Raw genomic sequence first — 23486 nt, forward strand, 5'->3', positions numbered from 1 at the left:
GCCTTATAGAGATATTGGTAATCCGTTAAATAATCAATCACTAAATTTATATTTTGTTATGAAGTGTGAGTTACTTGTGATAAATAATGATTATACGAATTGACAATGTATGATGGATAATGGCCGGGAAATTCTAGAGACCCGACTCTTGTAAATTTTCAAGGAGCAAAGAATGCTTATTCTAACTCGTCGAGTTGGTGAAACGCTTATGATAGGCGATGATGTGACCGTAACCGTTTTAGGGGTTAAAGGTAATCAGGTACGGATTGGCGTAAACGCACCCAAAGAAGTATCTGTCCATCGTGAAGAGATCTATCAACGAATTCAGGCCGAGAAAACTCAGCCTACTGATAACTACTAAATCAATTCCCATTTTTAGTTAGTTACAATTCATTCGTAAGCGTCCACACTTTTGCCGGGTTTGGGCGCTTTTCTCTTTATAAGACTTTTGATTCCCTTCTTTGTTCCTATCTTTGCTCTCCTTGAGCTGTATTTATTATTGCACTATCCGTTTATTCTGATTGACAGAATTGAAAGTCTTTTTACCTCTAATCATTCGCTTCACAATTATTTGCTGTATGAATAAATTTATTTACTAAGAGAATAAAATACTTGAATGATTTTTCATCAGCGATATCATTGTGTTTAGAACTTTTTTAGCCAATCTTGATGATAAACGCATCAGTTTGTTTGTGAAGTGTTCAAACAAACGTATATTCGTAAAAAGTTGAGAAAAATTGTTTGACTTCTTAGGCTGAGAAAGTAATATGTGCGCCACACAGAGACGAGATGTTCAGTAAGAACTTCTTCGAGTGGTTCTAAATATGGTGAGATGGCCGAGAGGCTGAAGGCGCTCCCCTGCTAAGGGAGTATGCGGTCAAAAGCTGCATCGAGGGTTCGAATCCCTCTCTCACCGCCATTTAGATTTGCATCCTTAGCTCAGCTGGATAGAGTACTCGGCTACGAACCGAGCGGTCGGAGGTTCGAATCCTCCAGGATGCACCATATTCCAACCCCATGATTAATGTATGGGGTTTTTATTTTGGTGCAAATGGTGAATAATTTGCATTAAAAGCGTAAAGTATTAAAACGGCGCATCCTTAGCTCAGCTGGATAGAGTACTCGGCTACGAACCGAGCGGTCGGAGGTTCGAATCCTCCAGGATGCACCATCTCATTACTCAGATTGCCAATTGCAATATGAGCAGCTAGAAAGATAATTACGACGCATCCTTAGCTCAGCTGGATAGAGTACTCGGCTACGAACCGAGCGGTCGGAGGTTCGAATCCTCCAGGATGCACCATCTTTTATTAGATATCTTAGTTTAATTATTTCTAGCAAAAACGTCAGACCCGCATCCTTAGCTCAGCTGGATAGAGTACTCGGCTACGAACCGAGCGGTCGGAGGTTCGAATCCTCCAGGATGCACCATCTTAAAAGCCTCGCTAATTGCGGGGCTTTTTGCTTTTTAGCATTCTCTTATTTCTCATCATATAACGTCTTTGTTTAGCATCAACTAACAATGCTAACATCATCTAATCAGCGACAATTTAGTGACTTTGCGATAAAGTAACTCCTATCTATTTACTAACATCAATCAACGCGGGAGGTCACCTTTGATCCCGGACGTATCAAAAGCGCTTTCTTGGTTGGAAGCACACCCTAAAGTTTTATGTGGAATCCACCGTGGTATAGAGCGTGAAACCTTAAGAGTTACGCCAGAAGGCAATTTAGCATCAACAGAGCATCCTATTTCATTAGGTAAATCATTAACTCATAAATGGATCACGACTGATTTTGCTGAGTCTCTATTAGAGTTTATTACACCTGTTGATGATAACATTGCACATACCTTGCATTTTTTAGGTGATTTACATCGCTACACAGCACGTCACTTAGATAATGAACGTATGTGGCCTATGAGTATGCCTTGCTTTATTGAAGCAGAAGATAAGATTACGCTGGCTCAATTTGGCACCTCTAATGTTGGGCGTTTTAAAACACTCTACCGTGAAGGGCTTAAAAATCGTTATGGCGCGTTAATGCAAACTATTTCAGGTGTGCATTACAACTTCTCACTGCCTATCGAGTTTTGGCAAGCATGGGCAAATGTAAAAGACGAAGAGAGTGGGAAAGAGGCGATTTCTGACGGTTACTTACGTCTTATTCGTAACTACTATCGCTTTGGCTGGATCATTCCATTCTTCTTTGGTGCATCACCCGCAATTTGTGGATCTTTCTTAAAAGGAAGAGAAACAAACTTACCATTTGAAAGTACGCCTAAAGGGGCGAAGTATTTACCTTATGCAACTTCATTACGTTTAAGTGATTTAGGGTATACCAATAAATCTCAAAGCGATTTAGATATCACCTTTAATCATCTTGAAACGTATGTTAAAGGGCTGAAAAAAGCGATTCATAAGCCTTCTGAAGAGTTTGCTAAATTAGGTGTTAAGAAAGACGGTGAGTATATTCAGTTAAACACCAATGTGTTGCAGATTGAAAATGAACTTTATGCACCTATTCGTCCTAAGCGTGTAGTTAAAGGTGATGAATCACCTTCTGATGCGTTATTACGTGGTGGTATTGAATATATCGAAGTTCGCTCACTTGATATCAATCCATTTACGCCAATTGGTGTTGATGAAACACAAATTCGTTTCCTTGATTTATTCCTGATCTGGTGTGTATTAGCTGATGCTCCAGAGATGAGTGCCTCTGAATTAGCGTGCTGCCGTTCAAATTGGAATAACGTTATTCTAGAAGGGCGTAAGCCAGGTCAAGTTATTGGAATGGGTTGTGGCGAAAGAAAAGAGCCACTAGCGCAAGTAGGTAAAGCCTTATTTGCTGATTTAGAACGTGTTGCTAATGTTCTTGATTGCTGTTCAGGCACTAAATATATGGAAGTTTGCGTTAAGTTAGAGGAAATGTTCGATAATCCTGAATTAACCTTCTCTGGCAGACTTTTAGACAAAATTAAAACACAAGGTATTGGTGGTTTCGGTTTATCTTTAGCTGAAGAATATTACCAAGAATTAATTAAAACACCTTATGAAACGTTAACTGATGAAGCTTTTGATCATGAGAGAATTTCATCCATAAAACGTCAAGAAGAGTTAGAAAAGAGTGATACCATTTCTTTTGATGAGTATTTGAAGATCCATGCGGGGACAAACACCGATAACGTGGCTTCCTAAACTTAGATAGAAAAAAGCCACACTAAGATTTGTGTGGCTAAAAAATTCTATAGAGAAATAGGGATGATAACAATTTGCGCGTATTCATTACTAAGACCGGGCTACTCGTAGAAAGTTTCATTTTTTCTTAAAAATATTTAAATTTTTCTTAGGAGGTTTTTTATGCCTTTATTGGATAGCTTTACTGTTGACCATACACGTATGTCAGCACCTGCTGTACGCGTTGCTAAAACAATGAAAACGCCATCAGGTGATACCATCACGGTATTTGATTTACGTTTTACTGTGCCAAATAAAAAAGCCATGCCTGAGAAAGGAATTCATACATTAGAGCATCTGTTCGCTGGATTTATGCGTAACCATCTTAATGGTAATGGTGTTGAGATAATCGATATTTCTCCAATGGGATGCCGTACAGGCTTCTACATGAGCTTAATTGGGCAACCTGAAGAGCAACGTGTAGCTAATGCATGGAAAGCAGCAATGGAAGATGTTTTGAAAGTAAAAGATCAAAACCATATCCCAGAGCTGAACGTGTACCAATGTGGTACCTATGAAATGCATTCACTGACAGAAGCTCAAGATATTGCACGCGATATTTTATCTCATAGCATTGGCATTAATCATAACGATGAATTAGCCCTGCCTGAAAAGACTTTAAAAGAGCTGCATATCTAAGCGATAGCCAATTTATGACGTTAGGGGATAATAGATCAGGAAATTCGCATTCTGATTTATTGTCTCTTTTTTGTTTTTATCTCCTCATTATTTTTCTTTTCTCTGCTCCATTGTTTTATTTTCTTATCTTCTTATATTGTTAGCACAGTAATGGATTAAATTTATGCTTAATACACGGAGTACACTTCTGTTATGGAAAATCACAAATTCTCATCACCTAAATTAGTGTTAGAGTTTTTTGTTCGAGAATTTTATTTTGTAGGTAAAGGCACATTACGAACTCAATTTCCTAAAGATGCCTTTTTCTATCAGGGGCGTTCTAAAGCACTTGAATATCGTTACTTAGAACGAGTTCACAAAAAGTATGTTAAACGCACTCAGTGCGAACCAGAGCTTATTATCAAGCCTGATTCGTTACTGCTCTCGTCAGAACTCAATCCTGAATTATTTGCTAAGATCACTAAACCACAAACAAACACCATAATGAAAATATGTGGTGATTATCTTTATAAAGAAAAAGATGAAGAGCAATATCGTTGGTATTTTCAACAAGATGAAATTAAAACAAACAGTTATAGCGGCGAGAATTCGCAGCTAAAATATGAAAATATTCGTAGCTTAGCGCCTCATCATTTTAATATTGAAGCGATAAACGATGAGGGAGCACTTATTACTAATTTTCCGCGCAAGTCCCTTTCTCTTACTTTAAATAAAGGAGAGACGGCATGTTTTATTTGTAGGCGTGAAGAGTATGGCGCTGATTATTCTTATCAACCTGCATTAAACTTAGTTATGTGGGTCAAGAATCATGGTTTTTATTCTGATTATCAACAATTAAAGCCTACAAAACTAATACAAGAGCAAGCAATAGAGCCTTTCTATATGAAACCCGCCAGAGCGTTTGATTTTCGTAATAGTAAATTACGGTTTGAACTAGGGTAAACTGCAAAAAATAAGCGCCTTAAAAGGCGCTTATTTTGTATTCACTAATGATGTGGGATTGAAAGGTGGCGAATTAACGCCTTTTTGATGACGTTATCCTGAACTTCAAGTATTTCAAATTCGTAGTCACTTACTTTTATTTTATTACCGACAACAGGTAAATCACCTAGCTCTTCAATAATGACACCATTGATTGTTCGAGCTTCATCTTCAGGTAAATGCCAGCCAAAAGCTTTATTGATATCTCGAATATTTGTTGTGCCATCAACTAACAATGAACCGTCTTTTTGAGGAATAACTTCTTCTGCTAAAGAAGGAGACATCGAAGTAGTAAAGTCACCTACGATCTCTTCAAGAATATCTTCAACGGTTACTAAACCTTGAATTTCACCATATTCATCAACCACAACACCTGCTTTTTCATTATTACGTTGGAAGTTGACGAGTTGTAGATTTAACGGTGTGCTTTCTGGGATAAAGTAGATTTTATCGGCAGCTTTCATCAGAATTTGTTTGGTAAACTCTTTTTTCTCAGTCATTAATCGATAAGCTTCTCGTACACGTAACATGCCAATTGCATCGTCAAGCGTATCACGATAAAGCACAATTCGACCGTGAGGAGAATGAGTTAACTGTCTTACGATAGATTTCCATTCGTCATTGACATCGATACCAAAAATCTCATTTCTTGGCACCATAATATCGCCAATCGTCACTTTTTCTAAATCTAAAATCGACAGCAACATATTCTGATTTCTTTGTGAAAGCTTTGATTTAGATTCATTAACGATAGTTCTTAACTCTTCTTTTGATACCGCATTTCCCTGTATTACTGGGGATTTAATACCAAAAATACGCATCAGTATTAATGTGATTTTATTAAAAAACCAAACAATAGGCAGCATCAATTTTTGCAAAGGAGAGAGAATAACACTACTTGGATAAGCAACGTGCTCTGGATAAAGTGCCGCAATTGATTTTGGAAGCACTTCAGCAAAAATAAGGATAATAAAGGTCAGCACACCAGTGGCTATTGCTACACCAGCATCACCATATAAACGCATACCAACAATAGTAGCTAGTGCAGACGCAACAATATTAATCAGATTATTGCCAATCAATACTAAACTAATCAATCTGTCAGGACGTTGTAATAATTTTTCTACACGTTTTGCAGAGCGATTTCCTTGTTTTGCAGCATGACGAAGACGATAGCGATTAATCGTCATCATACTGGTTTCAGTCCCAGAAAAATAAGCTGAGGCAATAATCATACATACAAGTATGATAATGAGCGTAGTTGTCGACACATGCTCCAAAATTGAGATCCTTTTGCTACCCTAAAATAGAAAATTAATTAAGCACTAACTCTTGTAATAAACGATTACCAAAAAAAGCTAATGTTAAAATAATAGCGCCAATCAAATTAAAGATAATGACTTTCTTTCCTCTCCATCCTTCTCGGAAATGTCCCCATAATAAAATGATGTAAACAAACCAAGCAATGATAGAGAAAATAGATTTATGGATATTTTCTTTACCAAAAATATTATCCATATACACCAAACCTGTACATAAGGTCAGTGTCAGTAATACCACACCCACTTGTGTGATATGAAACATTTTACGCTCAATTGACATTAATGGTGGCATTTGAGGTGAGAATTTTAGTTTCTTATTTTTTAGTTGATAGTCGAGCCAACTAAGTTGTAACGCATATAAAGCGGCAATTAACAGTGTGGCATAGCTTAATAAAGCCAGCCCAATATGAATAAAGAGTGATGTGCTACTTTCAAGATGTGTAACAAATTCGCCCGGCATAAGTGCTGCAATAACAAGATTGACTATTGCGAAACAATAAACAATAGGCAGTAAGAACCATGCTCGGCCACGAGAAGCCACAATCGTCATAATAACGCAGACCATCAGACTAACAATCGCACCTAGATTGGTGAGTGAAAGATTCTGTCCGCTGTGAGGACGGAAAATTAAAAATTTTAATGAAATGGCATGTGCAACAAGTGCAATTACCGCAAATAGTAGAGCTAATCCGCGGTATCCATTCTGCTCTTTTCGTAACAGACCGGGCAAAAACAGCACCAGACTGAGTAAATAAGCGCAGACAGCGACGATAGAGATTGATATAACGGGCATAGTTTCGCTTACATATATTGTTTGAATAACTTCCTAGTATAGCGCTAGGAGCATACGGCTCCAACTATTGAAGTCATTAAGCTTAAATCTCTATGCAGAGATCCGCGAGTCATCGTGATATAATCGGTGGCATACATGACCGATAAGCCCAACTTTAACACTGAGCTAAGATAATGTTTGAGAATTTAAGTGACAGACTATCGCGCACATTGCGCAATATAAGCGGTCGAGGAAGACTGACCGAAGAAAACATTAAAGAGACACTGCGTGAAGTGCGTATGGCTTTATTAGAAGCCGACGTTGCCTTACCTGTGGTTCGTGATTTTATTGCGCGCGTCAAAGAGAGCGCAGTAGGGCATGAAGTTAACAAAAGCCTGACACCGGGTCAGGAATTTGTAAAAATTGTTCAAAATGAACTCGTCAATGCGATGGGGGAAGTGAATACTGACCTTGATCTATCAGCACAACCGCCAGCTGTTGTGTTAATGGCTGGTTTACAAGGTGCCGGTAAAACGACCAGTGTCGCAAAATTAGGTAAATTCTTAAAAGAGAAAAAGAAGAAAAAAGTTCTTGTTGTTTCTGCTGACGTTTATCGCCCAGCAGCGATTAAACAGCTTGAAACGTTAGCCGAAACGGTTGGCATTGATTTCTTCCCTTCGACTGTTCAAGAAAATCCAGTCACAATTGCAAGTAATGCATTAAAACATGCACAACTTCAATTCTATGATGTATTGCTGGTGGATACAGCAGGTCGTTTACACGTAGATGAAGGCATGATGGAAGAGATCCAACTTCTCCATAAAGCCATTAATCCAGTTGAAACCCTGTTTGTTGTTGACGCCATGACGGGTCAAGATGCGGCAAATACAGCAAAAGCATTTAATGAAGCACTGCCATTAACAGGGGTTGTATTAACCAAGGTTGATGGTGATGCGCGCGGTGGTGCGGCATTATCAATTCGCCATATCACTGGTAAGCCAATTAAATTCCTCGGTGTTGGGGAAAAAACAGAAGCCTTAGAACCTTTCCACCCAGATCGTATTGCCTCTCGTATTTTAGGCATGGGTGATGTTCTGTCTTTGATTGAAGACATTGAAAGCAAAGTTGATAGAGCTCAAGCTGAAAAGCTAGCGACAAAACTTAAAAAAGGTGATGGCTTTGATCTAAATGATTTCTTAGATCAATTAAAGCAAATGAAGAACATGGGCGGCATGGCGAGTATGTTAAGCAAAATGCCGGGTATGTCTCAGGTACCAGATGCAGTAAAATCACAAATGGATGATTCAATTTTAGTAAAAATGGAAGCGATTATTAATTCCATGACTAAAAAAGAACGTCAAAAACCGGAAATCATCAAAGGTTCCAGAAAACGCCGTATTGCAGCGGGTTCAGGAACACAAGTGCAAGACGTCAACCGTTTGTTAAAACAGTTTGATGATATGCAACGTATGATGAAAAAAATGAAAAAAGGTGGCATGGCTAAGATGATGCGTAGCATGAAAGGTATGATGCCACCTGGATTCCCAGGCCGATAAAATCAAAAAGCCTGAAAAAAAACGTGCTTTGGATTGCTTTTTTCGCCAAAGTGAGTAAACTTTTCGGGCTTTTTATATGACAACCGGACTCCGTTCCTCGATGGCGTCTGGTTGTTTTATTAACTAATGAGGATGTTATGGTAACAATTCGTTTAGCTCGTGGCGGCGCAAAAAAGCGTCCGTTTTACCAAGTAGTAGTAACCGATAGCCGCAATGCGCGTGATGGTCGTTTCATTGAGCGTGTAGGCTTTTATAACCCACTGGCAACCGGTAATGCAGAAGAATTACGTTTAGACGTAGACCGTGTTGAACACTGGGTTGCTCAAGGCGCAACAGTTTCAGAACGTGTTGCTGGCCTGATCAAATCAGCGAAGAAAAGCGCTTAATCTGTCGCGGTGGTAACAATGAGCGAACAAAAAACCTTAAAAGAGCCTGTAGAACCTATTGTTATGGGTAAGTTGGGCTCACCTTACGGGATCCGTGGTTGGCTCAGAGTTTTTTCCTCCACCGAACACGCCGAAAACATTTTTGAATATCAACCGTGGTTTATTCAGCGTCATGGACAGTGGGAAACCATTGAAATTGAAAGTTGGAAACATCACAACCAAGATATTATCGTCAAGCTAAAAGGTATTGATGACAGAGATGCGGCCAATTTCCTGACTAATTTTGAAATTGTCGTGAATACTTCGCAACTTCCAGAACTTGAAGGTGAATATTACTGGAAAGATCTGATGGGTTGCCATGTAGAAACTGATAAAGGCTACGATCTAGGTGTCGTTACAGACATGATGGAAACGGGCTCAAATGATGTCATGGTAATTAAAGCGAATCTGAAAGATGCGTTCGGTATCGGGGAACGGCTAGTTCCGTTTCTTGATGGGCAGGTTATCAAGAAAGTCGATCTCTCAGCGAAAAAAATTATCGTTGATTGGGATCCTGGTTTTTAGATTATCCGGTTAACGGTTCTCAATAGTGGGACACAAAAATGTGGATTGGGGTAATTAGCCTATTTCCAGAAATGTTCCGCTCTATAACCGAGTACGGGGTGACTGGTCGGGCAGTGAAGCATGGTCTGCTCAATGTAGAATGTTGGAATCCCCGAGATTTTACATACGACAGACACAATACCGTTGATGATCGTCCTTATGGCGGTGGTCCCGGTATGTTGATGATGGTTCAACCTTTAAGGGAAGCCATTCATCAAGCGAAAGCTGCGGCAGGTGATGGAGCAAAGGTGATTTATTTATCACCTCAGGGACGCAAACTCGATCAACAAGGAGTTTGTGAACTGGCAACAAATGAGAAGCTAATTCTAGTTTGTGGTCGGTATGAAGGTATAGATGAGCGTGTCATTCAGACTGAAATCGATGAAGAGTGGTCTGTTGGTGATTACGTATTAAGTGGTGGGGAATTACCTGCCATGATAATGATAGATGCAGTAGCGCGCTTTGTACCGGGTGTTCTCGGACACGCAGCCTCTGCGAAAGAAGATTCTTTTGCTGAAGGTTTACTGGATCATCCTCACTATACTCGCCCAGAGGTTTTAGATGGTATGGAAGTTCCGGCAGTTTTACTGTCAGGCAACCATGCTCATATTAATCGCTGGCGCATGAAACAATCACTGGGTCGAACCTGGCTAAGAAGACCTGAGCTTCTGGAAAGCCTAGCTCTGACTGACGAGCAAAGAGTGCTGTTAACAGAGTTCCAACGGGAACATCTGTCAGGAACAGCAGAGTAAGTCTGACACAAGATGTCATTAATATCAGTTTACCTAGGGTAAGAGAGTTATTATGAGCAATATTATTAAACAAATCGAACAAGAACAGATGAAGCAAGATGTTCCTTCATTCCGTCCTGGTGACACTTTAGAAGTTAAAGTATGGGTTGTTGAAGGTTCTAAAAAACGTCTGCAGGCATTCGAGGGCGTGGTTATCGCTATTCGTAACCGCGGTCTGCACTCTGCATTCACTGTTCGTAAAATTTCTAATGGCGAAGGTGTTGAGCGTGTATTCCAAACTCACTCTCCAGTCGTAGATAGCATCACTGTTAAACGTCGTGGTGCGGTTCGTCAAGCTAAACTGTACTACCTGCGTGAGCGTTCAGGTAAGGCTGCTCGTATCAAAGAGCGTCTTAACGCTAAATAATACGCTTTCGCACATCCGAAAGTTATTGTTAAAAGGTCAGCATTTGCTGACCTTTTTTTATATCTCTTATATTGAAAATATTATTTATTAGTTTTTTCTCTCTTTTACTTCTTATATTCCTATTTTATCTATTCTTCTTATGTCGAGATTCATTAAAAGATAAAGTGTAAATTTTAATTTACACCATTGTGTTTTAATTTAATCTTCATCACGTTATTTTTATCTTTCTTTATATTTATAACTGATTGTTATTTATTGTTTATTTATAATAAAAATAATCAGTGTAAAGATTAAATTACAAATATGTCAAATTTATTAAAAATACGGATTGATTTCTTTACATTGCATGTTATCTTATCTTTCAGACACACAAAAAATCACAATGACAGATATAAAAAAGGTAAAGATTATGATCATGCAAAAAGACGCACTCAATAATGTGAATATCAGCGAAGAGCTGGTTTTAATTACTCCAGAAGAGTTAAAACAAAAATACCCATTGAGTCGCAATGATCTGCATGCCATTGCTCAGTCACGTCAAACAATTTCTGAAATTGTCCAACGTCGTGATCCTCGCTTACTCGTGGTATGTGGGCCTTGTTCCATTCATGATGTCGATGTTGCGTTAGATTACGCAAAACGCCTGAAAGTCTTAGCGTCTGAATTAAGTGATAGTCTGTACATTGTGATGCGTGTCTACTTTGAAAAACCTCGTACAACCGTTGGCTGGAAAGGTTTAATTAGCGATCCATTTATGGATGGTAGCTTTGAAATGGAAAAAGGGTTACACATTGCCCGTAAGCTACTGACCGAACTTGTACAATTAGGTCTGCCTCTGGCAACTGAAGCGTTAGATCCTAATAACCCACAATACCTAGGTGATTTGTTTAGTTGGTCTGCAATTGGTGCTAGGACAACTGAATCTCAAACTCACCGTGAAATGGCATCTGGGCTTTCAATGCCAGTTGGATTTAAAAACGGAACAGATGGTAATTTAGATACCGCCATTAACGCGATGAAGGCGGCTTCTATGCCACACCGTTTTATGGGAATTAATCAATCAGGACAGGTCTGCTTATTGCAAACACAAGGTAACCCTGATGGTCATGTGATTTTACGTGGCGGTAAAACACCAAACTACCATGCAGAAGATGTTGCTCAATGCGAAGCTCAAATGGTAAAAGCAGGATTAAAACCATCATTAATGATTGATTGTAGCCACGGTAACTCTAACAAAGATTTCCGTCGTCAAACGGCAGTGGTTGATTCAGTGATTGAGCAAATCACTAAAGGTAATGAATCTATCACTGGTATTATGTTAGAAAGTCATATTAATGAAGGCAACCAATCGTCAGAGCAATCGCGTAGTGAAATGAAATACGGTGTCTCAGTAACAGATGCATGTATTAGTTGGGAAACAACGGAGTCTGTGTTAAGAAATTTACATGCTCAACTTTCCCCGATTTTGGCTCAGCGTGAAGCGCAGTTAAAAAAAGTTAGCTAAGTTAGATAATCATAAAAAAAAGAGGCAAGCATAGATGGCTGAAGAATTACAAGGTTTGCGTGAGCAAATTGATCAGGTAGATAAATCACTGCTTTCTTTACTCGCAAAAAGAATGCAACTGGTAGCTGAAGTGGGAGAAGTTAAAAACCGCCATGGCTTACCGATTTATGCACCTGATAGAGAAGCCTCCATGCTTGCTTCTCGTCGTAATGATGCACAAAAGATGGGAATTTCCCCAGATTTAATTGAAGATGTATTACGCCGAGTGATGCGAGAATCCTATACTAAAGAGAATGATAAAGGATTTAAAACTCTCAATCCTCAACTTGGTAAAATCGTTATTGTCGGAGGAAATGGGAAAATGGGTAAACTATTTTCTCGTTTGTTTACACTCTCTGGCTATCACGTTGAAAGCTTAGAAGCGGATGAATGGCAAACTAAATCGCCTGCTATTTTTGATAATGCCGGAATGGTAATTATCAGTGTACCTATTCATTTAACTGTTGAGGTTATTGAAAAACTTCCTGCGTTACCTAAAAACTGTTTACTTGTGGATCTTGCTTCTATTAAAAAAGCCCCTTTAGAAGCAATGTTAAAAGCACATAGTGGGCCAGTTTTAGGTCTTCATCCAATGTTTGGCCCTGATGTACCTAGCTTAGCAAAACAAGTTGTGGCGTACTGTGAAGGACGAAACCATACAGAATTTGAATGGTTGCTAGAGCAGTTAATGGTATGGGGTGCAAGAATTGAGGCAATTGCGCCAGAAGAGCATGATAAAAACATGAGTTTTATTCAAGCACTTCGACATTTTACTACTTTTGCTTATGGTCAGCATTTAGCAAAAGAAAAAATTGATTTAGCTAGTTTACTGAGACTCTCATCACCTATTTATCGCTTAGAATTGGCAATGATAGGGCGCTTATTTGCTCAAGATCCACAACTTTATGCTGATATTATTTTGTCATCGAAAGAGAATATTGAATTAATTCGTAGATATCATCACTCATTAGGTCAAGCTATCGATCTATTAGATATAAATGCAAAGAGTGAGTTTATCCATTCATTTAATAACGTGAGTGATTGGTTTGGTGATTATGCTTCTCAATTTATGAAAGAGAGTGGTGTATTATTACAAAAAGCGAATGATAGTCGAATCTAGTTAAATTATTTGTTATATAAAAGGCCGAGCAATAAATAAATTGTTCGGCCTTTTTATTTTATTAATTATTTTATGTTTCGCTTATCACCACTCATCATCACAAGGTGGCCAAACACAACCACTAGGATCAGACGTATTGCTATTATTTTGAGAATACTCATTTATTGATGCTCTATTTTCTTTTGCTTCTTCATAAAAATGAGCGCTTGCATAACTAGCGAAGAAAAATGAGAGTATTAATATATATTTTTTATTCATAAAAATTCCTATTCAAACAATATGCTATAACTCAATAGTCTTTGGGGTCAGGACAAGGGCTTACTGTGCAACGACTCAAATCCGATTGAGACGTTAATGAATAAGCGTTATAGCTCTCTTGTAATTGAACTTCATCTACGTTATTAGTAAAAAATAGACTTAAAATCAGTATGATAAAAGTATTCATATTATCTCCCTGTCATTTCAAAAATTTAATAATAGATATAAATCACCTATTTTTATTCAGAAAATAAAAATAGAGAAATATAAATATACATTTAAAAACAATGGGATAAATATCTAATTTTATTAAAAGACTAATCTATCTTATGTTTATTGTTATTTAATTGTTATTGTTGGGTTTAATTAAAGAATAATTAATGTTCGATATTGTCTTTTTATTAAAAGTTATTTGTTGATGAGATCTTAAAACTGAATGAAATTAAAAGGCATTATAAAAACTATAACAATGATCAAAAAAATGGTTATAACAATTATCGTAAATTATATTTTATAAACTCTTTTTTTTGCAAGAAGTGCTAAAAATTCAATTGTATTATTTTTTATTTATATTCCGACGTGTTTTTCAAGGGGTAATTTATGGATTTTTTAATACAACTCGCCATTATATTAGTGTGTCTATTTTATGGGGCTAGGAAAGGGGGAATTGCATTAGGTCTATTAGGTGGTGTCGGTCTGGTTATTTTAGTTTTCATTTTTAAACTTCCTCCGGGAAAACCACCTGTTGATGTAATGCTAGTTATTATTGCCGTTGTCTCTGCATCAGCAACATTACAAGCATCTGGTGGGTTAGATGTTATGTTGCAAATAGCAGAAAAGTTATTACGTAAAAATCCCAAATATATTTCTATTGTTGCACCACTCGTAACTTGTACTCTTACAATATTATGTGGTACTGGACACGTTGTTTATACCATATTGCCAATTATTTATGATGTGTCGATTAAAAATAATATTCGCCCTGAAAGACCAATGGCGGCAAGTACAATTGGCTCTCAAATGGGGATTATTGCCAGCCCTGTTTCCGTTGCCGTTGTTACATTAGTCGCAATGCTCGGTGATGTAACTTTTAATGGTAAACACCTTGAGTTTTTAGATTTATTAGCAATTACCATTCCTTCAACTTTTATTGGTATTTTAGCCATTGGTATCTTTAGCTGGTTTAGAGGAAAAGACTTAGATAAAGACCAACGCTTCCAAGAATTTGTTTCAGTACCTGAAAACCATGATTATGTTTATGGTGATACAGCAACACTTCTAGATAAAAAGCTCCCTATGAAAAACTGGGTAGCAATGTGGATATTCTTAGGTGCAATTGCTGTTGTTGCAATATTAGGTGCTTTCTCTGAAATACGTCCTGTATTTAATGGTAAACCATTATCTATGGTGCTCGTTATTCAGATGTTTATGTTATTAGCTGGCGCATCAATTATTATTATCTGTAAAACCAACCCTTCTCTTATTTCTAAAAATGAAGTATTCCGTTCAGGGATGATAGCAATTGTTGCCGTGTATGGTATTGCTTGGATGGCAGAGACCATGTTCTCTGCGCATATGAAAGAAATAGAAGCGGCATTGGGACAATTAGTACGAGAATATCCTTGGGCTTATGCAGTTGTCTTATTATTAGTATCTAAGTTTGTTAACTCTCAAGCGGCGGCTTTGGCTGCAATTGTTCCTTTAGCATTGGGTATTGGTGTTGATCCCGCATATATCATTGCATCGGCACCAGCTTGTTATGGTTATTATATTCTGCCTACTTATCCTAGTGACTTAGCGGCAATTCAATTTGACCGTTCTGGTACAACTCGAATAGGGCGTTTTGTTATTAACCACAGCTTTATTCTACCGGGATTAATTGGTGTAACCGTTTCCTGTGTCTTTGGTTGGATATTTGCTGCGATGTATGGTTTCTTATAATTAACGTTAAATAAGAACGTAAAAGAAAAGCCAGATAGTTATACGCTATCTGGCTTTTATCTTTGTATGAGGTTATTTCACTTCAACAGGAACAACATTTTCTGAAGGGTAACAGCCTAATATTTTTAATGAGCGTGTTGTTTGTGATAAATCGTGTAAGGCTTTTTGCATATTGATATCACGTAAATTTGCTTGAACATCAATATAAAACATCTCTTCCCAAGGCGTACCATTAATAGGACGCGACTCGAGTTTTGTCATAATAATGTCGTATTTTTTTAAAATCATTAATGCATCAACTAATGCACCCGCTTGTTGCCCTGTTGCCATTAAGAAGGTTGTTTTAGCTGGGACTTGGTCTGAAACATCAATCGCTTTTCGCGCAATAACAATAAAGCGAGTTACGTTTATTTGCTGGTTTGCTAAATTATTGGCTAAGGGTTTTAAACCATAAAGAGATCCACCGGCTTCACTACCAATAGCGGCAACGTATGGCGATTGTGCAAGAGCCACTTTTTCCATCGCCGCTGCTGTACTTTCGCAATATTCAATTTTCCAGTTTGGATACTGATTTAAATAATGACTGCATTGTTGGAAGGGTTGAGGGTGACTATAAATAGTTTGCAATTCTTCTGGGCTGCTATCAACACTTGTTAAAAGTGCATGATTAATAGGGATGCGAATTTCCCCAACAATAGAGATTGATGTTGTTTGCAGTAAATCGTAAACATCATTAATTGCACCGGAGCTGGTATTTTCAATTGGCAGTAAACCGTAATCTGCTTGACCAGTATCGACAAGTGTAAAAATATCGTCAAATTTCTGACAAGTACAATCAACGAAGGTATCAAAATGGCGAGCTGCATATTGACGAGCGGCAATATGTGAATAAGAGCCTTTAGGTCCTAAATAAGCAATTCTAGCTGACTCATTAGGTGTTGCATTAAGGTGTTGTTGTAGGATGGCTTGTTGCGTTAAGACAGAGTCTTCGATGATCATTTGAAAAATACGGCTAATATAAAAACCATCTAGCCCAACGTTTTTTCCTTTCTCAATTAATAAATCAAGTAATTCACGCTCACGATTTTTATCTCTAATAGGGCGATGTGTATTCAATTTAAATTGAGCGACATCAGCAGATAATTGGCGTCTGTTTGCTAACAACGTTAGTAATTCTGAATCTAACGTTGTGATTTTATCTCTGATTGCTAATAAATCGAGTTTTTCCATGTTTAAGCCCTATACCGTTATGTCATACCATCATAAATAAAAAAGCCTCCAGTTGGAGGCTATTGTCGTTCTTATTTTTCTTTCTGAAATGACAAAGCCTCTTAATGAAAGAGTAGAAAGAAAAAGAAGAAAGGCAAATGTGAATGTTTGTTCATTATATTGATTGGTAAATTATTTAACATATAGCTATCAAACATGATGACGTGAAAGGAGTCAAGAAAAATACAATAAAAAGCGCATCACGAGGATGCGCAGAGGCGTTTTGAGTCAGTGATTTATTCTAATTTTTAATCTTGCTTTACTATTTACATTTCATCGACAAGTAAATTCTCTTCTTTCAGGCTGTTATCAGCCCGACGAGATTCATTTTTATGCTGAACTTTGTTTAATTGGCGTTCAAGTTTTGCCAGTAAGTCATTAATTGCAACATACATATCGGCGTGTTGTGCATTAGCGACCAGTTGCCCATTTGGTGTATGAATGCTGGCATCAACACTAAAACCTTTAGGATCTTTCGTAAGAATAATATGAGGATTGATTAAATTCACCTGCCATTTATTGAGTTTAGTTAGACGGCTTTCAATGTGTTCACGTAGTGCTGGGGTAATTTCCATTTGTTTGCTAGTAATATTTATAATCATATAGTTACCTCTTTATTACTCCGTCTTCGATAACTTCAGAATATCGTGATACACAATTTAAAACATGATCAAAATCACTTTTTGTTAGATGTATGTGTAACTAGTAATAGAAACGTGACAAATGATAAATAGCTGAAAAAGACCGCTTGTTAAGTTGCATTTATTCAGTCATATTAGGAAGGTTGGGCTGATGAAAAGTAAAGACAATTTAGCTAGAAAAGAATAAAAAAACAGCAGCGATAAGCTGCTGTTTTTGATGGTGATGTTTTTAGTTAGGCTGGATTTGCTGCAATCAGTGAAGCTACTTTTTCAGCTTCTAGTGTCAGACCTAATTCTTTATAAGCGTTTTCCATGTAGACAAGCGCATCACGAGTGGCTTGTGTATCAGGATAATCACGCATCATTTGCTCTACTCTATTAATAACCGCGACATAAGCCCCTCGTTTAGTATAGAATTTCGCAACAGAAAGCTCATACTTCGCTAAACGGTTTTTAAGAAAGACTAGGCGTTTGGTTGCATCGGCGACATAAAGGCTGTCTGGATAGTAACGAACTAATTGACTAAAATCTTTAAATGCCACGATTGCATGTTGAGGATCACGGTCTGAACGATCAATACCAAAGAATCCTTGTAATGCACTATCATCTAATGCTTGAGCTGTTAAGCCACGCATATAAAGAACATAGTCGATATTAGGATGGGTTGGATTTAATCGCATAAAACGGTCGATTGCAGAAATCGCCATTGGTAGTTCTGCTGATTTATAATAAGCATAAATCAGATCGAGTTGAACTTGTTGCGAGTAAGGGCCAAAAGGATAGCGATTATCGAGAGACTCTAATTGTTTGATAGCCGCTCCATAATTGCCATCTAGCAATTTTTCCTGACTGGTTGAGTAAAGCTCAGAAGGCGACATATCGGCAGTAGCGTCTTTGTCTGAACTCGAACAGCCAGCAAGTAACAGGCTTACAGTGGCCGCTGCCACCAGGTATTTAATGCGTCTCATCACGTATTGATTATCCTCTGAATAGGTTTGGGGAGTCTCTCCGTGAAGCTCCCCTGAAATCGGTTACACTATAACTCATTTTAAATGAAACGGCTGTGCCGTCAAAACACTAACTTAATTAATAGAAAATTATTTATGTCTCAACAAATACGACTTAATGCTACAGTCGCAGATTCACAGCTGGGTCAACGCTTAGATCAGGCTTTGGCCGAAATGTTCCCTGATTATTCAAGATCTCGTATAAAAGAGTGGATCTTAGACAATAGAGTGCAGGTTAACGATAAAATCATCAATAAGCCAAAAGAAAAAATGCTTGGCGGTGAAAAAATTGAAGTCGATGCCTTAATTGAAGAGGAAGTTCGCTGGGAGCCTCAGAATATTCCGTTAAATATCGTCTATGAAGATGATGATATTTTAGTTATCAATAAACCAAGAGATCTCGTTGTACATCCTGGTGCTGGTAACCCAGATGGCACCGTACTAAACGCATTACTTTATCGCTATCCAGAGATTGCTAATGTACCTCGTGCGGGTATTGTCCACCGATTGGATAAAGATACAACAGGTTTAATGGTTGTTGCAAAAACAGTTCCTGCACAAACGCATTTAGTAGAAGCTTTACAACGTCGTGAAATCACCCGTGAGTATGAAGCGGTTGCAACAGGAAGAATGACGGCAGGTGGATTAGTGAATGAACCTATTTCTCGACATCCAACTAAACGTACTCATATGGCAGTGCACCCAATGGGTAAACCAGCAGTAACACATTATCGTGTTATGGAGCATTTCCGTGCTCATACACGTTTGCGTTTGCGTTTAGAAACTGGTCGTACTCACCAAATTCGTGTTCATATGGCTCATATTCACCATGCGTTAATTGGTGACCAGCTTTATGCAGGAAGACCTCGTCCTTTAAAAGGGGCTTCAGATGAATTACGTGAAACGTTACGTTTATTTGATAGACAAGCTCTACACGCAACGATGCTACGTCTTTATCATCCAATAACAGGTATTGAAATGGAATGGCATGCACCATTACCTGATGATATGGTTAAGCTTATCGATGTGCTAAAAGCTGACGTTGAACAGTTTAAAGATGAAATGGATTGGTAAATGACTTCATTGATTTTTCCAGATTGGCCACAACCTGAAAATATTGGGTCTTGCAGTACCTTGAGAGAAGGGGGGATTAGTCTGCCACCTTATAATAGCCTCAACTTAGGTACTCATGTTGGTGATAAATTGTCTGATGTCGAAGAAAATAGACGCAGACTTTGTCAACAAGCTCAATTGCCTGAAATGCCATTATGGCTTGAACAAGTTCATGGCACTCATGTTGTTACACTAAATACTGAGAAAAATAATGAATTACAAGGTGATGCCCTTTACACCTCTACTGAGAAAAAAGTTTGCGCAATTATGACGGCAGATTGTTTGCCTGTCCTTTTTACAACGGTTGATGGAACAGAAGTTGGCGCTGCTCATGGTGGATGGAGAGGGCTTTGCCACGGTGTATTACAAAATACACTTGCGCATTTTAAAGCACCTAAAGATCAAATTATGGCATGGTTAGGACCCGCAATTGGACCAACCGCTTTTGAGGTCGGTGCAGAAGTCCGGTTGGCATTTATCGAAAAAAATATTGCCTTCGAGCCTGCATTTATTCCCCATAATGGTAAATACTTAGCTAATATTTATATGTTAGCGAGAATAATCTTACAGGAAAGTGGAGTAACTCAGATTTATGGTGGTGATTTTTGTACTGTAACTGATCCATCACGCTTTTTCTCTTATAGACGAGAGCATACAACAGGGCGAATGGCATCATTAATCTGGATTAAATAAACTTCCTCTCAGCATTTTTTCTCACTTATCTCAAATATTGATAAATATTTTTGCTCAAAATTTTTATTTTGAGCTTGAATATTGTCAAAATGACCTCATCTATTCTCCAGTTACGAATTTTACTTTAAATTTTACTTGGAGGTGTTATGCGTCTGGATAAATTAACCAATAAATTCCAGCAAGCTCTCGCAGACGCCCAGTCATTGGCACTTGGGAACGATAATCAATTTATAGAACCCATACATTTACTGAGTGCGTTATTTAATCAACAAGGTGGCTCAATTCGCCCTCTATTAACATCCGTAGGTGTTAATGCATCACAATTTAATGAGCGAATTAATGATGCTTTGTCTCGATTACCTAAAGTCGAAGGTGCTGGTGGAGAGGTTCATCCCTCAAATGATTTAATTAAGCACCTTAACTTGTGTGATAAATTGGCACAGAAAAAAGGTGATGAATTTATTTCATCAGAGCTCTTTCTTTTAGCTGCGATGGAAACCGGTGGTCAAGTTGCTGACATGCTAAAAGCAGCCGGAGCGAATAAAGCAAGTCTTGAGATAGCGATTGAAAAAATACGTGGTGGAGAAACAGTGAACGATCAAAATGCAGAAGACCAACGTCAGGCATTGAAAAAATATACTGTGGATTTAACGGAAAGAGCAGAACAAGGCAAACTCGATCCTGTCATTGGTCGTGATGAAGAAATAAGAAGAACCATTCAAGTTCTACAACGCCGTACTAAAAATAACCCCGTACTTATTGGTGAACCGGGTGTAGGTAAAACGGCAATAGTTGAAGGTTTAGCTCAACGTATTGTTAATGGTGAAGTCCCAGAGGGTTTAAAGAATAAACGTGTGCTTTCTTTGGATATGGGCTCGTTATTAGCAGGTGCTAAATATCGTGGTGAATTTGAAGAACGTTTAAAAGCTGTTTTAAATGATTTATCTAAACAGGAAGGCAGCGTCATTCTGTTTATTGATGAATTACACACAATGGTTGGCGCAGGTAAAGCCGACGGTGCTATGGATGCGGGAAATATGTTGAAACCTGCATTAGCTCGTGGTGAATTACACTGTGTAGGTGCAACAACACTTGATGAATATCGTCAATATATTGAAAAAGATGCGGCATTAGAACGTCGTTTCCAAAAAGTGTATGTGGCAGAGCCAACAGTTGAAGACACTATCGCTATTTTGCGTGGTCTGAAAGAACGTTATGAACTTCATCATCATGTTCAAATTACTGATCCCGCGATTGTTGCCGCGGCGACTTTATCTCATCGCTATATTTCTGACCGTATGCTGCCAGATAAAGCGATTGACTTGATTGATGAAGCGGGTGCAAGCCTACGTATGCAAATGGATTCAAAACCAGAGGCATTAGATAGACTTGATAGACGTATTATTCAGCTTAAACTTGAACAACAAGCACTGCAAAAAGAGTCTGATGACGCAAGTAAAAAACGTTTAGAAATGCTAAATGAAGAACTTGCTGAAAAAGAGAAAGAGTATTCTGTTTTAGAAGAAGAGTGGAAAGCAGAAAAAGCAGAGCTTACAGGTACTCAGCATATTAAGTCTGAATTAGAGCAAGCACGTATCGCATTAGAGCAAGCTCGCCGTAGTGGTGATTTGGCGAAAATGTCAGAGATCCAATATGGACAAATTCCGACGTTAGAAAAACAGCTTGCCGAAGCTAATAAAGCTGAAGATAAGCATATGAAGCTGTTACGTAATAAAGTCACTGATGCTGAAATTGCTGAAATCTTAGCGCGTTGGACAGGTATTCCTGTATCTAGAATGCTAGAAGGGGAACGTGAAAAACTGCTAAGAATGGAACAAGAATTACATAGACGTGTTATTGGTCAGGCTGAGGCTGTAAGTGCAGTCTCTAATGCTATCCGCCGTAGCCGTGCTGGATTATCTGATCCTAATCGCCCAATTGGCTCGTTCTTATTCTTAGGACCAACTGGGGTTGGTAAAACTGAGTTGTGTAAAGCACTAGCGAACTTCTTGTTTGATAGTGATGATGCAATGGTTCGTATCGATATGTCTGAATTTATGGAAAAACACTCTGTTTCTCGTTTAGTGGGTGCGCCTCCAGGATATGTTGGTTACGAAGAAGGTGGATATTTAACAGAAGCAGTTCGCCGTCGTCCTTATTCAGTTATCTTATTAGATGAAGTTGAAAAAGCGCATCCAGATGTATTCAATATCTTATTACAAGTATTGGATGATGGTCGTTTAACGGATGGACAAGGTAGAACCGTCGATTTTCGCAATACAGTTGTGATTATGACATCAAACTTAGGGTCTGATTTAATTCAAGAACGTTTCGGGACAATTGATTATCCTGAAATGAAGAATATCGTGATGGATGTTGTTGGTCATCATTTCAGACCAGAGTTTATCAACCGTATTGATGAAGTTGTGGTATTCCACCCACTAGGTAAAGAAAACATTGCAGCGATTGCACAAATTCAGTTGCGTCGTTTATACCAGCGTTTAGAAGAGCGTGGTTATCACGTTACCATCACAGGCGCTGCATTAGAGAAATTGAGCGAAGTTGGATTCGACCCAATTTATGGTGCCCGCCCATTGAAACGGGCTATCCAGCAAGAGGTTGAAAACCCATTAGCTCAAGATATCTTGTCTGGCAAATTATTACCGGGTAAAGAGATTATCTTAGATTTAGATGACAATAAGATAATTGCAAAACAGTAATAGAGCCTCTTCTCTATTGATTCTGATAAAGAAGAGATGCCATTAAACTGAAAAAGAGGCTTATATAAGCCTCTTTTTTATGGTTTATGTCTTAATGGAGGAGAATAAAGATAATCTGCAATAGTGTTTTTTTATATTTGAAACTTTTTTAGACAGTGGTTGTCTATTATTTACACCAAAAAGACCAATTTGATTATTAAGTGCGCTGTCGGAAAGTTTTTTTAAAATAATACTTGTCACATTCAGAAAACTCCCTATAATGCGCCCTCGTTGTCACGGCAAACCACGCTAAGTGAGTTAGCCGAGAGAACGAAGAAAAAAGTGAAAAGCCTTGAAAATAAACGCTTGACACTGAATGAGGAAGATGTAGAATGCACCTCCTCGCAACAACGCAGAAGACCGGAAACGGCAGCGACTGTTGCACTGCTCTTTAACAAATTATCAGACAATCTGTGTGGGCACTCGCAGAGACGATATCTTCTAAAATATTAGATGTATCAAGTCTTGAAGAGTGAACAACAAAAGTAA

At 38.2% G+C, this 23486-nt stretch carries 22 protein-coding genes, 5 tRNA genes and 1 other annotated feature; of the genes, 20 read left to right on the top strand and 7 right to left on the bottom strand.

Annotated features, from left to right (window positions below):
- Nucleotides 1–172 precede the first annotated feature (172 nt).
- The 9 genes from csrA (at nt 173) to AB4J89_RS13705 (ending at nt 4817) form a co-directional block, all read left to right on the top strand.
- Entirely contained in the window at nt 173–361 is a 189-nt protein-coding gene (gene csrA, locus AB4J89_RS13665; protein ID WP_004244778.1) for a carbon storage regulator CsrA, read from the top strand.
- A 465-nt stretch (nt 362–826) separates the two neighbouring features.
- Nucleotides 827–919: transfer RNA gene (locus AB4J89_RS13670), tRNA-Ser, on the top strand.
- Between the two features lie 9 nt (nt 920–928).
- Nucleotides 929–1005: transfer RNA gene (locus AB4J89_RS13675), tRNA-Arg, on the top strand.
- 89 nt (nt 1006–1094) lie between these two features.
- Nucleotides 1095–1171 (top strand) — tRNA-Arg (locus AB4J89_RS13680).
- Nucleotides 1172–1226: 55 nt separating this feature from the next.
- A tRNA-Arg gene (locus AB4J89_RS13685) sits at nt 1227–1303 on the top strand.
- 51 nt (nt 1304–1354) lie between these two features.
- Nucleotides 1355–1431 (top strand) — tRNA-Arg (locus AB4J89_RS13690).
- A gap of 185 nt (nt 1432–1616) precedes the next feature.
- A complete protein-coding gene (gene gshA / locus AB4J89_RS13695) occupies nt 1617–3197 on the top strand; it encodes a glutamate--cysteine ligase (RefSeq protein ID WP_088493489.1) in 1581 nt (526 codons plus the stop codon).
- Between the two features lie 162 nt (nt 3198–3359).
- On the top strand, nt 3360–3875 hold the full coding sequence (gene luxS, locus AB4J89_RS13700) for an S-ribosylhomocysteine lyase (protein ID WP_368469612.1): 516 nt from the start codon (nt 3360–3362) through the stop codon (nt 3873–3875).
- A gap of 192 nt (nt 3876–4067) precedes the next feature.
- A complete protein-coding gene (locus AB4J89_RS13705) occupies nt 4068–4817 on the top strand; it encodes a hypothetical protein (RefSeq protein WP_088493488.1) in 750 nt (249 codons plus the stop codon).
- A gap of 44 nt (nt 4818–4861) precedes the next feature.
- On the opposite strand, the gene AB4J89_RS13710 is transcribed toward AB4J89_RS13705, so the two are convergent.
- Both AB4J89_RS13710 and AB4J89_RS13715 read right to left on the bottom strand, forming a co-directional pair.
- Complete coding sequence (locus AB4J89_RS13710) at nt 4862–6136, bottom strand: HlyC/CorC family transporter (RefSeq protein WP_088493487.1); 1275 nt, start codon at nt 6134–6136, stop codon at nt 4862–4864.
- Between the two features lie 34 nt (nt 6137–6170).
- Complete coding sequence (locus AB4J89_RS13715; RefSeq protein ID WP_088493486.1) at nt 6171–6971, bottom strand: inner membrane protein YpjD; 801 nt, start codon at nt 6969–6971, stop codon at nt 6171–6173.
- A gap of 173 nt (nt 6972–7144) precedes the next feature.
- On the opposite strand from AB4J89_RS13715, the gene ffh reads away from it, so the two are divergent.
- The 7 genes from ffh (at nt 7145) to tyrA (ending at nt 13316) form a co-directional block, all read left to right on the top strand.
- A complete protein-coding gene (gene ffh, locus AB4J89_RS13720) occupies nt 7145–8506 on the top strand; it encodes a signal recognition particle protein (RefSeq protein ID WP_023580979.1) in 1362 nt (453 codons plus the stop codon).
- Nucleotides 8507–8643: 137 nt separating this feature from the next.
- Nucleotides 8644–8892, top strand: coding sequence for a 30S ribosomal protein S16 (rpsP, locus tag AB4J89_RS13725; RefSeq protein WP_004244772.1), 249 nt, complete (start codon nt 8644–8646; stop codon nt 8890–8892).
- A gap of 18 nt (nt 8893–8910) precedes the next feature.
- Nucleotides 8911–9456, top strand: coding sequence for a ribosome maturation factor RimM (gene rimM / locus AB4J89_RS13730; protein ID WP_088493485.1), 546 nt, complete (start codon nt 8911–8913; stop codon nt 9454–9456).
- Nucleotides 9457–9494: 38 nt separating this feature from the next.
- On the top strand, nt 9495–10247 hold the full coding sequence (gene trmD, locus AB4J89_RS13735) for a tRNA (guanosine(37)-N1)-methyltransferase TrmD (RefSeq protein ID WP_006534750.1): 753 nt from the start codon (nt 9495–9497) through the stop codon (nt 10245–10247).
- Between the two features lie 52 nt (nt 10248–10299).
- Nucleotides 10300–10653 carry a 50S ribosomal protein L19 gene (rplS, locus tag AB4J89_RS13740; protein WP_023580978.1) on the top strand — a complete coding sequence of 118 codons (354 nt, stop codon included), beginning with the start codon at nt 10300–10302 and terminating at the stop codon, nt 10651–10653.
- Nucleotides 10654–11062: 409 nt separating this feature from the next.
- The gene (locus tag AB4J89_RS13745) at nt 11063–12157 is read left to right on the top strand and encodes a 3-deoxy-7-phosphoheptulonate synthase (protein WP_088493484.1); all 1095 of its coding nucleotides are present in this window, start codon (nt 11063–11065) and stop codon (nt 12155–12157) included.
- 34 nt (nt 12158–12191) lie between these two features.
- Nucleotides 12192–13316, top strand: coding sequence for a bifunctional chorismate mutase/prephenate dehydrogenase (gene tyrA, locus AB4J89_RS13750; protein WP_368469617.1), 1125 nt, complete (start codon nt 12192–12194; stop codon nt 13314–13316).
- Between the two features lie 84 nt (nt 13317–13400).
- On the opposite strand, the gene AB4J89_RS13755 is transcribed toward tyrA, so the two are convergent.
- Together AB4J89_RS13755 and AB4J89_RS13760 are read right to left on the bottom strand one after the other, a co-directional pair.
- Nucleotides 13401–13574 (bottom strand): hypothetical protein, encoded by a 174-nt coding sequence (locus AB4J89_RS13755; RefSeq protein WP_193775121.1) that lies wholly within the window; start codon nt 13572–13574, stop codon nt 13401–13403.
- Between the two features lie 31 nt (nt 13575–13605).
- Nucleotides 13606–13761 (bottom strand): hypothetical protein, encoded by a 156-nt coding sequence (locus AB4J89_RS13760; RefSeq protein ID WP_193775120.1) that lies wholly within the window; start codon nt 13759–13761, stop codon nt 13606–13608.
- 413 nt (nt 13762–14174) lie between these two features.
- Between AB4J89_RS13760 and AB4J89_RS13765 the strand changes: the two genes are divergently transcribed.
- Entirely contained in the window at nt 14175–15515 is a 1341-nt protein-coding gene (locus AB4J89_RS13765; RefSeq protein ID WP_088493482.1) for an anaerobic C4-dicarboxylate transporter, read from the top strand.
- A 72-nt stretch (nt 15516–15587) separates the two neighbouring features.
- Here AB4J89_RS13765 and pheA read toward each other — a convergent pair whose 3' ends face one another.
- From pheA to bamD, 3 genes are all read right to left on the bottom strand, one after another.
- Nucleotides 15588–16745, bottom strand: a complete 1158-nt coding sequence (gene pheA, locus AB4J89_RS13770) for a bifunctional chorismate mutase/prephenate dehydratase (protein ID WP_088493481.1) — start codon at nt 16743–16745, stop codon at nt 15588–15590.
- 35 nt (nt 16746–16780) lie between these two features.
- Nucleotides 16781–16896, bottom strand: a sequence feature (Phe leader region).
- A 154-nt stretch (nt 16897–17050) separates the two neighbouring features.
- Complete coding sequence (gene raiA, locus AB4J89_RS13775) at nt 17051–17386, bottom strand: ribosome-associated translation inhibitor RaiA (RefSeq protein WP_075672427.1); 336 nt, start codon at nt 17384–17386, stop codon at nt 17051–17053.
- A gap of 272 nt (nt 17387–17658) precedes the next feature.
- A complete protein-coding gene (gene bamD, locus AB4J89_RS13780; protein WP_088493480.1) occupies nt 17659–18393 on the bottom strand; it encodes an outer membrane protein assembly factor BamD in 735 nt (244 codons plus the stop codon).
- A 135-nt stretch (nt 18394–18528) separates the two neighbouring features.
- On the opposite strand from bamD, the gene rluD reads away from it, so the two are divergent.
- From rluD to clpB, 3 genes are all read left to right on the top strand, one after another.
- Entirely contained in the window at nt 18529–19506 is a 978-nt protein-coding gene (gene rluD / locus AB4J89_RS13785; RefSeq protein ID WP_075672439.1) for a 23S rRNA pseudouridine(1911/1915/1917) synthase RluD, read from the top strand.
- Nucleotides 19507–20238 (top strand): purine nucleoside phosphorylase YfiH, encoded by a 732-nt coding sequence (yfiH, locus tag AB4J89_RS13790; RefSeq protein ID WP_102949399.1) that lies wholly within the window; start codon nt 19507–19509, stop codon nt 20236–20238.
- Nucleotides 20239–20384: 146 nt separating this feature from the next.
- Nucleotides 20385–22958 carry an ATP-dependent chaperone ClpB gene (gene clpB / locus AB4J89_RS13795; protein WP_088493479.1) on the top strand — a complete coding sequence of 858 codons (2574 nt, stop codon included), beginning with the start codon at nt 20385–20387 and terminating at the stop codon, nt 22956–22958.
- The last annotated feature ends 528 nt before the right edge of the window (nt 22959–23486 follow it).

It is taken from the genome of Proteus sp. STS61-E (assembly GCF_040932335.1).
Lineage (GTDB): Bacteria > Pseudomonadota > Gammaproteobacteria > Enterobacterales > Enterobacteriaceae > Proteus > Proteus mirabilis_B.